This window comes from Paenibacillus sp. FSL R7-277 (genome assembly GCF_000517965.1).
Taxonomy (GTDB): Bacteria; Bacillota; Bacilli; order Paenibacillales; family Paenibacillaceae; genus Paenibacillus_AQ; species Paenibacillus_AQ silagei.
In genome coordinates this window covers 145,063-158,914 of the sequence record NZ_ASPX01000009.1, presented here as the reverse complement: position 1 = coordinate 158,914, position 13,852 = coordinate 145,063, and the positions used below count along the sequence as shown (strand labels likewise).

Below are 13,852 nucleotides of genomic sequence, written 5' to 3'. Positions count from 1 at the left end.
GGAGGGTTCCGGTATGAAGCGAGTTACTATTCTGATCGCAGAGGACGAGAAAGAGATTGCCGGCCTGATTGCCCTGCACCTGGAGAAGGAAGGGTATCACTGCATTCAGGTATTCGACGGCCAAGCGGCCGTGCAGGCTATTCAGTCCCAATCCATTGATCTGGCCATCCTGGATATTATGATGCCGAAGCTGGACGGATACGAGGTCACCCGCCAGGTGCGGGTGAAGCATAATCTGCCGATTATTTTCCTCAGTGCCAAGACCTCTGACTTCGATAAGATTACGGGTCTTGTCATGGGCGCGGACGATTATATGATCAAGCCCTTCAATCCGATGGAGCTGCTGGCCCGGGTCAATTCCCAGTTACGGCGCTCCCTGCAGTTCAGCCAGCCTCCGGGTGCCCATCTGACTTCGGTTCTGGAGCTGGGCGGGCTGATCATCTCCCCTGACCAGCACACCGTTACGCTGTATGGCGAAGAGATTGACCTTACGCCGAAGGAATTCGACATCCTCTATCTGCTGGCGAGCCACTCGAAGCAGGTGTTCAGTGCAGAGAGTATCTTTCAGCAGGTATGGGGCGAGGCGTACTATGAGAGCGGGAATACAGTGATGGTACATATCCGCACCCTGCGCCGGAAGCTGGGAGAGGATCAGAACAAGGAACGGTTCATCAAGACCATCTGGGGTGTCGGGTACACGTTCAATGCCTAAGAGAAGCCGGGGCTTCAGAACCAGACTGGTTCAGTTACTGGGCGTAAGCATGCTGCTCTCTGCCGGGATCACCTACGGGATCTTCAAGCTGCTTCAGCTCTATTACGCCGGGGTGAAGTGGGAGGACCCGGAGGCGGAAATCCGCCGGTTCATCTACAGGATCGGAGACTTCAATGTGTCTCTGATGCTGTTCATTCCAATCATGCTGATCTTATTCTTCATGTTCACCAAGCCGTACATCCGCTACCTTAACGAGATTTCCAAGGGGATTCATCATCTGGCGGGCGGAGATTTCCAGAATCAGGTGCGGATTGCCTCCAGGGATGAGTTCAGCGCCATCGCAGAGGATCTGAATGTGGCCGGAGCCAAGCTGCAGGAGGCCGTACAAAGAGGTGATTTCGCTGAGAGCAGCAAGGACCAGCTAGTCGTCAATCTGGCGCATGATCTGCGTACACCGCTGACGTCTGTTCTCGGATATTTGGATCTGATTCTGAGGGATGAGCAATTACCAGTGGAGACGATCAGACATTATGCGACGATTGCCTTCACCAAGTCCCAGCGGCTGGAGAAGCTGATTGACGGGCTGTTCGAGATCACCAGGATGAACCATGGCACACTGCCTGTGGTGAAGACATATCTGGATATTACCGAATTGCTGCGGCAATTGAACGAGGAGATGTACCCGTTATTCGAGCATAATGGCCTGACCTCCCGGCTGAATGTGACTCCTGGCCTAATGATCTACGGGGACGGGGATCTGCTGGTACGGGTCTTAGGCAATCTGCTGACCAATGCCGCCCGTTACGGACAGGAAGGCGGTTATGTGGATATTAACAGCCGCCCTGATTCAGGTTCAGTAGCGGTTGAGATCATCAATTACGGAAATCCCATTCCGCCGGAGGAGCAGCCGCATATCTTCGAGATGTATTACTCGGGGGACCGGGCACGGACACATCAGGAGGGCGGGACCGGCCTGGGACTGTTCATTGCACGCAATATTGTAGAGCAGCATGACGGGAGCCTATCTGTAGAGAGCAATGAGCTGCGGACGAGGTTCGAGGTCCGGCTGCCGCAAGCTTAAGCGAAGTTAAGGGAGGAGAGAATTATGAATCATACCACTAGAAAATATGCTGTCGCCATGCTAAGCCTGGCGGTTCTCAGCCAGTCCATCGCCTTCGGAGCCTATGCGGCGGCCGGGCCTTCAGCGGGAAAGGCGGCTACAGCCGCCGTGTCCACGCTGGAGGGACTGGGGGCGGTCTCCTTGAAAAGCGGCGTGAGTGTGAAGCTGCTGAACGCTGCGCTACAGCCTCAGGAGAGCGGGAATATACTCACGTACACCTTGAATTACTACAACGGAACGGGCAGCAACGTAAGCCTGATCGATTATTTCGCCAAGGTCACCACTTCAAGCGGCGCTGTGATTCAAGGCAAGCCAGTGACAGACAGTGCTGCCGTCAAATCCATTCCGGCTAATAGCAGCCAGTCGGTCACGTATTATGTCAATGCGGGTAAGGCTGCCAAAATAACCGGAGTCCGAATCGCCCTGTTCGGCTGGGACTTCAGCCAGGTGAATTACCAGAAGAAGCTGGGGACGTTCACGATTCCGGGTTCCTACTCGGTAGCCACCGCCAGAGGGCAGAGCAAAAAGCTGGTCCTGGCGGGTGTGCCGGTGATCAGTAAGGCCGAGAGCCTGCAGATCGTTAAGGCTAACGGAAAAGTGTATGCCAGGGTGGGCATCAGCTTCGCCAATTCGGGTACCAAGGTGCTTAAGGAAACGGGCCTGAAGGGATATCTGATATCCTCGGGAGGCTCCAGATTTGAACTGAATGCCGCCCCTGCCGATTACCAGATTCAGCCCAAGGAGAAACGGACCGTGCAATATCTGGCGGACATTCCCTCCTATACGAAGACGGATAATATGTCCTTGCAGTTCGTCCAGGAAGACAGCGCGCTGCAGCTGAACCTGCCTGTGGCCGAGTATAAGCTGCCTGCTGCACAGTCGCCCAACTTCACCGTACCCGCTAATGCCGTCGCGAAGCTTAAGGTTGCTAACAATACAATTGAGACGCAGCTCGCAAGCGCGGCGGTGTATTCGGAGGATCACCTGGCGAAATGGAGCCTGAAATTCCGGGTGCGCAACACAGGCAACCAAGCGGTGACGATTCCGGCCTACCCCTTCAGCCTGACGACTGCCGAAGGGTACAGCTATCCGGTCAGCAATAAGGCACTGGCCGGTCTGAGTCTGAAGCCGCTGGAGGAGCGGGTAGTCGAACTCAGTGCAGAGCTGCCCCTGAAGCTTAATCAGGGAGTGCTCCAGCTGCAGATGAACGAGCCGGCCGAAGAGGGCCGGATCGCCTTCCCGGCGGCTTACTATCAGATTCCTTACTCCTTGCAGCCGAATCATCTGCTGGCGACTGAGTACCCCGTGCAGAACAGTCTGGGTACCTTCGTGGTGAAGCTGGAATCGGTGGAACGCCTGCCGTGGTCGGACCGCGATCAGGTCGTGACCAAGATCAGCCTCCGCAACTCAGGCATGGCGAATGTTCAGCTTCCGGCCCTTACAGCGCTTCTGAAGGCGGAGGATCTCGATATCAGCGGCAGTTCGCAGATGGTGATCGAAGGCTCCAAGAGCCAATTGGCCCCGCAGGAGACAGCGGTTCTGTATATTACGGGGAACCTTCCCTATTCTTATAATCTGACGAAGCTGAAGGTGATCCTCCAGTATCCTTCGGAAGAGACCCAGGCGAATTTCCTCACGCTGTTCACCAGCCAGGTGGAGAATACCTTAAGAACCGTAGCGGCCGGTGAACCCTTCCGTCTGGAGCTGGCCGGGAAGAAGGCAGAGATTCTGGAGCGGCAGAGCCGGATCTATCCGGGCACGGATTCCAAGCTGATCTATACCGAGCTGGTGATGACCAACGAGGAACTACGCAAGACCCAGCCGGCGCAGCTGGTGGGGTATTACCGGACCCCGGATCGACAGTATTTCGAGGCGGTAATCTCGCAGTCCGCCGCGGCCCTGAACCCCAAAGAGAAGAGTCTCGTAACCGTCTGGAGCAAGCTTCCGCCGGAGATCAATGCTTCAGAGCTGACTCTCTTTCTCGGGGAAGGGATTGCTGAAGGCAAGCTGACCGCGCCGGGGGCAGTGCCGACCGCTTACATCCAGACCGTGGGCCTGGGGCTGAGTCCGGCCAATCCTGCTCCGCAGCCGTCCCTTCAGAAGCTGGACCTGTTCCCGTACTCCCTGTCCGTGAACCAGGTGACCGCCACGATGCCTGAAGACCGGGAGTCCATAGAGGTACAGATGAACTACCGGTTAACCCGAAGTGAGCAGTATGTTGCTGAGGCGAATGAGCATAAGCTGGTGGCCGAGCTGATTGATCCGTTCGGGCAGCCGTCGGAGCAGCTTCTGCCTCTGGGAGACGGACCGGCTGGTGCGGGAGCCACGGGCAGCTTGTCCTTCCCGCTGAACAACAAAGCGTACAAGTCCCTTACCGGCGCAACGGTGCGGGTGAATATTTACGATGAGTTCCAGGGCAAACGGATACTACTGGGCAGCCAGAATTATGCTGTGGTGTATGAGCGGCCTGCGGCGAAGAAGGAGGAGGAGTGATATTGCAGATTAAAAAAACAGGCTGCTTTCCAATGATGGAGAGCAGCCTGTTTTTTCATATCATTTTAACTGGTTGGATTATTATTGTTTTTATCTGCTTGGAATCATGAGTCCTGTTATAGTTCTTACAGAATGCATCAACATTTGTAATGATTCTAGCTTTATCATAGATGAAGAAATAGATGTGCTTTTTGGGATAATGAAATGCATCTGACCCGATCTCTTCGGTGAGCTTCCTCTCAGTCATATTTGGACGCGAGCATTTAACTTCAATTACAGTTTCGTAGGAATCTATAAATATATCAAAGCGATAACCCTTGTATCCTCCGTCAGTGGGCACCTCGACCCTTGCTTCAGGGAAAATGGGACGGAGCAGTGAATATAGCAACCGCTGCACATCATATTCGTTACCCAGTGAAATGTCAGCAAGGCTCTCTAGCTTCAGTGTTCCATTTCCATGGACTGGCTTCTGATACATTTCGTAAATATGCTTATCAAAATTATGAAGAACTCTGCTTATGATAAGATGAAAATGTGCTTCATCTATTTCATTAAGTGGTTTGGCATCATCGAAAAGCCCAGCGTTAATATCTGTAATTAAATTCTCCAGGTATAATTGTGCCTGGAGTATACCTGCTCTGGTGAGCAAGACAAATTTCTGTGCTATGGACTGATCGGAGAAGAGACGCTCTAACATGCGGCTGGTAGTATCTACCCATCTGCTGAAGTCAGCCGATTGTCCCTGTGGGAAAGATTGAATTTGCACTTGAAGCGCACTTATAACTTGTAGTCTATCCTCATTAATCGTAGTCAAAATAATCCCCCTTCGATTAGTTGAGATTACCCCAGCGCAAAAAGAACAGGAATAACGGTTCTAAAATGTAAACTTCATCGTCCTTATATTCAAAAACCTGATACATCGGTTCGCTGCTCTGCATAATAGCCTGCATCTGATCAATAGCTGCTTTGATTTTCACCCGATCCGGTTTGTCAGCATGATTACCTAGCAACACATCAATTCTTCGCTTGATGCTGTCGATAGAAAGGCTCACAATGGGCGGATCATCAGCAATTGCCTTTAGAAGTAACTCATAGATATCGGTTTGTTCACCTTTTATAGTCGAATAGGTTTTTCTTTTTTGTCCCCGGGGATTTGGACCTGTTTTCAACTTCCTGGCAACCTCTTGGTAAGCAAGAAGGTTCAATGAGGTCATTCTGTAGGCCTGGTTGAGGGTCTCCTGATCAGGCATTGCCGGATAATCTGTATTGTCGATATCGAGTATCATACTAAGGTTATAACAGATAGATTGCATGAGTTGGGGAGAAGATAGACTCTCCTGCGCAATGTTATCGGCGATCCGCAGATCAATCTGCATATTTAGTTTGTTGAATCCTCCGACAGCAATTTCACGCAGTTCATCTGGATTCCAAGGCTCGATATTAATCAGGTTCAGTCTCCCGCTTAAATCGGCATTCTTTCGAATGGCATCATCCGAACGGTGAGGTAAGGATATGATGATGGCTCGAAGCCCTTTGCGGATCGCATCTTTGAGCTGATAGGCAATCTCAAACTGTTTGCTGGGTGAAGCGTAATGGAAGTCATCTAGTAATAGAACTAAGTTGTTTGCTATAAAATATTTAATGACTTTATCTTTGCCGGAACGGAAAGACTCTGTGATGGAGGTGGTGATTCCTTCTGTTGTTCCGGCGAGCCCCTGACCTTCAAGCGTGCGTATTTCTGTATGGTCTCGTTCGAGGGGAATACCAATTTTATTTGCAACCGTCTCCCAGAAATCTACGGTATCCTTAAAGTCGCTTCCTATAAAATCGACGTATCCGTCCAAGCCGATTACCTTGTCACACAGTACGGTTTTTCCTGTTTTCGATGGACCTATAATTGAAGTTAAAAATCCGACCATATCGATCACATTATGAAGACGGAATTCATAGGTCAGCCCAAATTCCGATTTGCGCGAAATATAGGTGTGAATCGGAAGGGCACCAGCAATAAAAACATCTCTAACTCTGAGCTTCAAACAATCACCCCTCAGCAGCATTAAATGGTTGTAGATATCTTAGTTCCGTATTCTGTTCTAGTATATCCCTAAGTGGAATGATTTAACAACGATATCTAACCTTTTAAGAAAAACGACATTAAAATCCTCTTAAATTATCTTATGCACATCAATAATACACCTTTATCTCTTAATTACCCGCAGCGCAGAAAAAAACACCTAAAACAAGCCTCTAGAATACTTCTAGGGCTTGTTTTGGGTGTATTAATTTACGCTACGCTCTAACCAGCGGCCCAAACATCCAATTCGATCTTCAATTCAGGCAGGCCTAATCCTTGGATATAGGCCACCGTCATGGAAGGAGGCGTAGGGCCGAACACTTCATTCCAGATGGAATAGAAATGATCCCAATGTATTTCCTCAGTGGCCCAGATGTTGATTTTGATGACATGATCGGGGGTCAGCCCTTGAGAGGACAAGATGTCTACAATATTGCTCATCGTATTGGTTACTTGCTGATTGAAATCGGCAGGGATATTGTTGTTCTGATCGATCCCGATTTGACCGGAAAAGACATACATTTCAGCGTCTCTGCTGATCTTAGTGACATGGCTGTAGCTTCCAACCGGTTTTGCTATATTTTCCGGATTATATCTTTGAATGACATTGTTATTTAGGCTCATTACTTATAAGTCTCCTTTTAAATGGGCTGTTTTTTATAGTATTACTTCATATTGGACAGACCTATCCCGTCTGAATGTATTCTAGAAAAAAACAGCAGTCGAATACCCGATTCCAGCAGACAGATGTTGAATAGATCTCTTTTTCATCAGGTATCCCTCCTAAACATTTAAAATTTAACTTACATTAAAAATGATAACATATTCTTAAGGAAAACAAAAATACTGGTTGCGATAAGGTGCGGGACGAGCTATAAGTTAAAATTTCCCTCTGTCGTAATACTTCCGCCCTGTTGGCCCGCTGGACCGTGTGCGATGATGGATTCATCAAACGGCGGCAAGATCGCCGGGAGATCTTCAGGCTATTGCGGTTCTTCCTTCTACTCAATTGGATGAATTAGAGCCGCAGCTCTCCTGAAGGATGCTTATCCAGAGAGGAGGCGTCCAGGCTATTGTATTCCTTCCTTCTACCCATGGACTGAAACCGAGTAGGGATACGGCTCTCCTGGACACTTTTACTATGCAAATAAACCGAATCTACCTGCGTAGAGCAGGCAAAATAATGCTGAAACATACACCTGATGCTGCTGACACGAAGAAGCTCACGAAGGGGTACTTGGCCGCAGCCCTCCGCAATCTGCAGGGGCTTGGGTATACCCTGTCGCCTGCCTTGTTCCGGGCGGTCCAGAAGCTGCCCCGCGAGGCCTTCGAGCAGCTGTATTATCCGCTGATTGCCGATGTAAGACGGATGGTTGGCGCGCATGTGCATTATGCACCGATGTATCCGGGGTTCCCGGAGCAGGTCATGCAGGAGGATGAAGCGGAGCTGTATTTCAATGCGATGTTCCATTATTACACCTGGGAGCTTCCATATGCTGATTCCGTGCAGCGAACGCCCCTTGAGGAACAGGTGAAGCTGAAGGTCATTGACCTGGGGAGCATCACGGAGTTCCGGACCCTAATCCGCCAGCTGATGGAGGCCAGAGGCTCGATCTCGGCAGAGGATCAGAAGGATATCGATGCTGTGATTGCGAATACAGCCAACGAAGAACTGGATGAACTCCTGCCGCAGGAGATCCCGTTCAAGGAGAATGCCGGATTCGTGGCAGCCTCGCTGCTTAGGCATGATAAGGCGGATGTAGCCAGAATAAGCCCCTATTTCATGACAGCAACCGATGTGCTGCGGCTGGCGGTGGCCTGGTCGGAGGGCGATGTCAGTCTGGCAGCGGCCACCCGCTTCCGCAAGTTCAAGCGTAGTGAACGCCGGCTGCTGCTGGGGCTCTTGGAACGGTGTCATCCCATCACGGAGGATATGCTTAAGTACAGGGAGCGCTGGATTCGTCTCGGAGAGATCCTGCATCCATCTGAATACAAGCAGCGGTATAAGCGCTGTGAGGAAGCTTTTGATATCCTGCGTAACAAAAAAGCCTTCACGACCTTTAACGGGAGTGTGGAGCTGGCCCTTCAGTATCACCAGATGTGGACGGCGCTGGATCTGCTGGTGAAGCGTCCGGGCGAATTCGCACGAAGATTGGCGAAGCTGCTGCGGATGACCCGCGAGCCGGAGTACGTGGTGATGGCCTTCGCAGAAGTGGCAGACCAGGTATCGACCCCGGTGCTGCTGCAGGTGAAGAGCTACTTCGCGCGACAGCGGGAGCTGCCGGAGCTTAGGGTGTTTTTTCCCAAGGGAAATGTCGCCAAAGCCTGGGCCACTCCTAATACCCTGCCGGAGATCAGTGAAGAAGCCTGCCGGGATATTGCGGATCTCTGCGAGCAGACGCTGGTGGCACGGTTTGCTGTCCGGCCTTCCTTGGGAAAGGTATATGTGGATGAGCGCCTGAAGGACTATCTTGTGCCGTTCTCCCAGCGGTCTGCCAGCAAAGCGCTGCATACGCTGGTACGGGGAAGCAGGATTCCGATGGGCGAAGGGAACACGATCCGTTTCTTCTGCTGGTGGAAGGAAGGGAAGGTGGACGGTACACCTACAGGCCGTGTAGATATTGACCTGTCCGCTGTGCTGTATGATAAGAATTGGAATTATGTGGAACATATCTCTTATACGAATCTGCGCTCGGCACAATATCATGCAGCCCATAGCGGGGATATTGTAACGGCGCCCTACGGGGCCAGTGAGTTCATTGATCTGCATATTCCTTCTATTGTTGAGTATGGCGGAAGGTATGTAGTGGCGACTCTCCATTCCTTCACAGGACAGCCGTACTGCAATCTGCCGGAGTGCTTTACGGGCTGGATGATGCGGAAGAAGCCAGGGTCCGGTGAAATCTATGAGCCAGCCACGGTGTCGAACAAGATTGATGTCACGGCGGATACCCAACTCGCCATTCCTGTGATACTCGATCTGGTGGAGCGGACCGTGATCTGGACAGACCTGTCCCTGACCAGAGATCCGTTCCATGTGAATAACGTGGAGGGGAACCAGAAGGGGATGGTGATCATCGGCAAGGCGATGACCTCCTTGAAGAAGCCCGATCTGTATGATCTGTTCACGCTGCATGCCAAGGCCCGAGGTGAACTGGCCGCATCCCAACAGCAGGCGGATACCGTATTCTCGGTAGACCAGGGAGTGACTCCGTACCATATTGAGCAGATTATGGCCGAATATGTGGTGTGAGCAGAGCGGGTAACCGGTTTGTTCAAAAGAAAGGGTGTCTCAGCCATTACACATGGCGTGGGACACCCCTTTTTTAAATTACTCTATCTCAATCCCATACCAGCCGTCTGCAAGTGGAGTCAGCTTATACTTAACCGGCTCTGTCGCATACGCCTGCTCCATCATGCTCTGACTCCCGCAATACACGATATGATAGGTCGCGCCATGCTCCCTTTCCCAGTCAAATATGAACCTGAGGAGCGGCTTCCCGTCCTGCTTGCTGTAACGCACGAAGTCCAGGCTGTCCCCAGACCATGCAGCGATCTGCCGGATCTTGTCTTGCAATTCTGTATTCACACTGTCATGGAACGGAGAGGTGGTATTACGATTATTGGAGTAGATAAAGGTATTCCCGATATTACTCCGTTCATCCAGGTTGTCCATCAGCAGCCGGGTCTCCGCCTTCACGGCCTCAAACTGCGCGCGGTGCTCCCGGAATAGTTCATATTTCATCTTGGAGGAATCGTAGCCGATGATGAAGCCTGCCGCTGCAAGCAACAGTATAATGGTAATGCCAAGTAAGATTCGTGTCCTGCGACTCAATAGCTTCACCTGCCTGCTCCATTGAAATTAGTTAACGGAGCCGCTAAAAGGCAGCTCGTAGTCAATCGTTGTAATGAACGGTACATATTTGCCGTTGAACCGTTCGTAGTGCTGCAAAGTGAACCAGTCCACAAATCCCGGATTATTAATCTCATCATCAGCATCCAGGCCGAAATGATCGTAGAAATGGAACACCAGCTTGCCGCTGAATTGACCTCCGTTGCTGTTGAAGTCCTTAATGGTAATATTATGACCATGGAAGGCATGGATAGCCAGAGATAACGCCAGATTGGTCTTCTCCGTAAATACCGGATACGGGCTGGTCGAGAATTGATTCACGTAACTATACACCACATTCCGGTTGCTGTTCGGATCAAATTTTAGTCTGGACAGATCACCGTTATTACTGCGCAGCTCCTGCACAACAAAATTCTTGATTAATTGTCCATAGTTCTGGGTACTGGCGTCCGTGATGACGGCATTATCCAGCTGGCTGTTATGATACTTGATATATTTGCTGGTATCGAAGGTGTCGCCAAGGGTTACCGAAGATCCCTCATTAATGGTTTTGCTGTATTTGAACGTTGAGATCAGATCGCCAAGAACGAATTTCATATCATCCGTTGCACCTATTGTGCCGACAACGAACAGGAGGGCCATCTCGCCCCAGATCATGGGCTCGGGCGTAATTCTGGCCACCGAGAATACCGGGTCCAGCTTGAGTAACTCAAAATAAGTGTAGTCATTGAACGTCAGGTCATCGGAGACTGGGGAAGTTCCCTGCGGTGCTTTCTTAAGAATTCCTTCTCTGTTATCAGATTGAAGGATCAGGGCCTCCCTTACATCTGGAATCAGTCTTCTGCTGTCCACCGCATCGTTCAAGCCGTCTCCGTCCGTATCGGCCAGGTTGGGATTGGAGTACAAATAGGCGTAGACCTTGTCGCCGGATTTAACAATACGGATCTCTTGCCCGTCCTTAAGCCCGTCGTTATCGCTGTCTGCATCCAGATAATTCAACCTTATTGCCGCACCGCCAGTACCAACACGCAGTCTTCCGGCCTGCATCTCCTTCTCATGATAATCGCTGATGCCATCCTGGTCTGTATCCTTGTACAGATCGGAAGTCGCGGCAATGGTATCGAAGATCCCATACAATTGGCTGGCATTACTTGCATGATAATAGCTGCCGCCGGTGCCCTGGGCCATGCTGGTCAGGACACTCGTCGAAATGCTGCTGCCCAGGCCTACCGTATAAATCACAATACCCTGATCGGCAGCCCGTTTGGTTAGTGCGGTATCATAAGAGCCTTCCCCGTCAGTAAGCATAATAATGTACTTCAGAACATCCGCTCTGCTGGTGGTGGCGAACAGATTAATTGCACTTGAAATCCCGCTGCTCAGAGTCGTTCCGCCGTTCGCATCAATCCGCCCCGCAGCCTGACTCAGCACGGTCTTGTCTGAAGTGAAGCCGGATAACACCTTGGCAGAGTCGTCAAAATCAACAATAGCCCCGCGGTCACTGTCCGTCAGCAGATTGACGAACTGTCTGGTTACGCTGATTCTCACATTGCTCCGGTCATTATCTGACATACTGCCCGATGAATCGATGACGAAGGCAATATCCATCCCCGCATAATGCTCCTGTCCCTCATCATACAGGAACTTATATAACCAGACCTGGTCGTATACTGTCTTGTTTAACAGAATGTATTTGGAGAAATGAACCGTCTGGACCGAGATCATATTCCCGGCCACCTGCTGATCCGGTAGCTCTTCGAACAGCTGCGACTCCTCATTGTAATAGTAGATTCGCGGCACAAAGCCTGCCTGACTCAGTAAGCTTTTGTCAAACTCAAAGGAGATTGTGGCCTTCTCAAAGCTTCCGTCGATGGAGAAATTATAGCCTTGATCAATATATCCGGGAATAGTTGTATCATTAAGAATGCCATCTTGGACCGGCTGGACAGACAAGCTGTCTACCTGCTCCGCAGTGATCCCTTCTACAGCTACCGTTGGAACAGCCTTGCCCCCGACATCCTCTGCCTTCATTGTTCTTGCGAACTTCGTCTCAGGCACAAGCGGGTCGCTTCCGATCTGGAGTTCCCACGCGTCAGAGAGTCCGTCTCCATCGGTGTCGGCCTTCAGGGGATCGGTCTTGTGCTTATGGATCTCTTCGCCGTCCGTCAGGCCATCGCCGTCACTGTCCTCACTGATGAGGCTGGTGCCCAGCATCAGCTCCTCCAGGTTGGTTAATCCGTCCTTGTCGTAGTCTTCATCACCGTCAGCAGTCCCGTTCTTATCACTGTCCGGTTCAAGCGGATTCAGCTTCAGCACAAGCAGCTCATCCCGGTCGCTTAACCCGTCGCCGTCGGTATCCTTGCTGGTAGCGGAGAGGCCATAATGCTCCTCATAGTAATCGCTAATTCCGTCATTATCGCTGTCCTTCTCCCGGTCAATCCCGAGGTTATCCAGATTGCTCTCGTCGAAGTTCACGATAGTATACTCTTGGGTCACTTCAGTCCCATCTTGAACTTGTGCGCGCAGCTTCAGCAGATTGTATCCGATGCCAAGCCCGATTCCTTCCGCAGACCACGCCGCACTTACAGGGATCGTCCCTTGCTGGAGGACTGCTTTATTTTTGTCCGTAATCTCATAAGTGAATGCCTTGACCTGTGATACTCCTCCCAGCGTTCCCGTCAGCTTGTCCATTTTGGAGGTTAGAAAGTAATAGTCTCCGTCCGGACTATTCTGAAGCTGGAGACTGTATGTGTCAAGCTGGACGGAGACCCCGCCCGGCTCAGGCTCCGGTGTTATTTGCCGGGTGGAGATCTGCGTAAGTTGGTAGCCCGATGGCCCGCTTGCTACATTCCCCGGGTTCCCGGAGAAGCCCAGGATCAGAGTCTCGCCCGGCTGAATATTGGCATTATAGCCCGCATTATGTATGACGTAATGATTGCCGGTATGCCCGGTAATTTCAGCCGTCCAGAACCGGTCCAGGTTCCCGTCATAATCGAACCTCAGCGTCCAATCCTCTATGGTAGACTGCGATGTATTCTTAATGGCAATCTCGCCGTTAAAAGCGCTCCCCCAATCACTTGTTACCTTGAAGCCTGTTTCGTATTGCCCCGCCGGTACGATCTGTTCCGCGCCCTGCATTTCAAATGCTACAGGCAGCTGAAGCTCTCCTTCAAATGAAGCCGTGAAGCCGAAATTCGCACTGCCACCCACCGGAATGTCCTGATTGCTGCCTGCATTCTTGATGGTATAAACTCCGTTCTCGTAGGACTGTACTTGTCCGTTCCAGATATTCGTAATCTCATAAGGGGATGTAAAATCAATACTCCAGTTCTCCAGCGTCCGGTTACCCGTATTCCTGATCGTGACATCTGCGTTAAAGGCGCCTTCCCACTGGGAGGAAATTGTGTAGATTACCTCGTACCCCTCTCCTGTGTAGATTGTTTGCTGCTTGCCGCCCGTGTCTTCCTGAGCTAGAGCGGGCCTGAGCTGAAGAGAAGAGAATACCAATACCAGAATGGCAAATAAGATGAAGCTTCGTTTCATGATCCTTGTCTTGAACATTGCTGCCGTTCCTCCTTATATGATCGCTAATGGGGTGGA

Annotated in this window: 9 protein-coding genes; 4 read left to right on the top strand and 5 right to left on the bottom strand. The window is 51.0% G+C overall.

What is annotated here, in order from left to right; translation table 11 throughout:
• Window positions 1–13: 13 nt before the first annotated feature.
• The 3 genes from C173_RS04725 to C173_RS04715 are packed head-to-tail and all read left to right on the top strand — an operon-like array spanning window position 14 to window position 4,325.
• Window positions 14–712 carry a response regulator transcription factor gene (locus C173_RS04725; protein ID WP_036722890.1) on the top strand — a complete coding sequence of 233 codons (699 nt, stop codon included), beginning with the start codon at window positions 14–16 and terminating at the stop codon, window positions 710–712.
• Window positions 705–1,793, top strand: coding sequence for a HAMP domain-containing sensor histidine kinase (locus C173_RS04720; protein ID WP_036722888.1), 1,089 nt, complete (start codon window positions 705–707; stop codon window positions 1,791–1,793). The genes C173_RS04725 and C173_RS04720 overlap by 8 nt, the downstream gene beginning before the upstream one ends.
• Before the next feature lie 24 nt (window positions 1,794–1,817).
• Window positions 1,818–4,325 carry a hypothetical protein gene (locus C173_RS04715; protein ID WP_036722886.1) on the top strand — a complete coding sequence of 836 codons (2,508 nt, stop codon included), beginning with the start codon at window positions 1,818–1,820 and terminating at the stop codon, window positions 4,323–4,325.
• A 55-nt stretch (window positions 4,326–4,380) separates the two neighbouring features.
• On the opposite strand, the gene C173_RS04710 is transcribed toward C173_RS04715, so the two are convergent.
• The 3 genes from C173_RS04710 to C173_RS04700 all read right to left on the bottom strand — a co-directional run bounded on the left by C173_RS04710 (window position 4,381) and on the right by C173_RS04700 (window position 7,023).
• A complete protein-coding gene (locus C173_RS04710; RefSeq protein ID WP_051477822.1) occupies window positions 4,381–5,139 on the bottom strand; it encodes a hypothetical protein in 759 nt (252 codons plus the stop codon).
• Between the two features lie 16 nt (window positions 5,140–5,155).
• A complete protein-coding gene (locus C173_RS04705) occupies window positions 5,156–6,361 on the bottom strand; it encodes an ATP-binding protein (protein ID WP_235191772.1) in 1,206 nt (401 codons plus the stop codon).
• Window positions 6,362–6,621: 260 nt separating this feature from the next.
• On the bottom strand, window positions 6,622–7,023 hold the full coding sequence (locus C173_RS04700) for a RidA family protein (RefSeq protein WP_036722883.1): 402 nt from the start codon (window positions 7,021–7,023) through the stop codon (window positions 6,622–6,624).
• A 517-nt stretch (window positions 7,024–7,540) separates the two neighbouring features.
• Between C173_RS04700 and C173_RS04695 the strand changes: the two genes are divergently transcribed.
• Window positions 7,541–9,652 carry a TerD family protein gene (locus C173_RS04695; protein WP_036723082.1) on the top strand — a complete coding sequence of 704 codons (2,112 nt, stop codon included), beginning with the start codon at window positions 7,541–7,543 and terminating at the stop codon, window positions 9,650–9,652.
• Between the two features lie 78 nt (window positions 9,653–9,730).
• Here the strand turns inward: C173_RS04695 and C173_RS04690 are convergent, their stop codons facing one another.
• Together C173_RS04690 and C173_RS32665 are read right to left on the bottom strand one after the other, a co-directional pair.
• Window positions 9,731–10,234, bottom strand: coding sequence for a hypothetical protein (locus C173_RS04690; RefSeq protein WP_235191771.1), 504 nt, complete (start codon window positions 10,232–10,234; stop codon window positions 9,731–9,733).
• Window positions 10,235–10,261: 27 nt separating this feature from the next.
• Complete coding sequence (locus C173_RS32665) at window positions 10,262–13,813, bottom strand: DUF3289 family protein (RefSeq protein ID WP_051477821.1); 3,552 nt, start codon at window positions 13,811–13,813, stop codon at window positions 10,262–10,264.
• Between the last annotated feature and the right edge of the window lie 39 nt (window positions 13,814–13,852).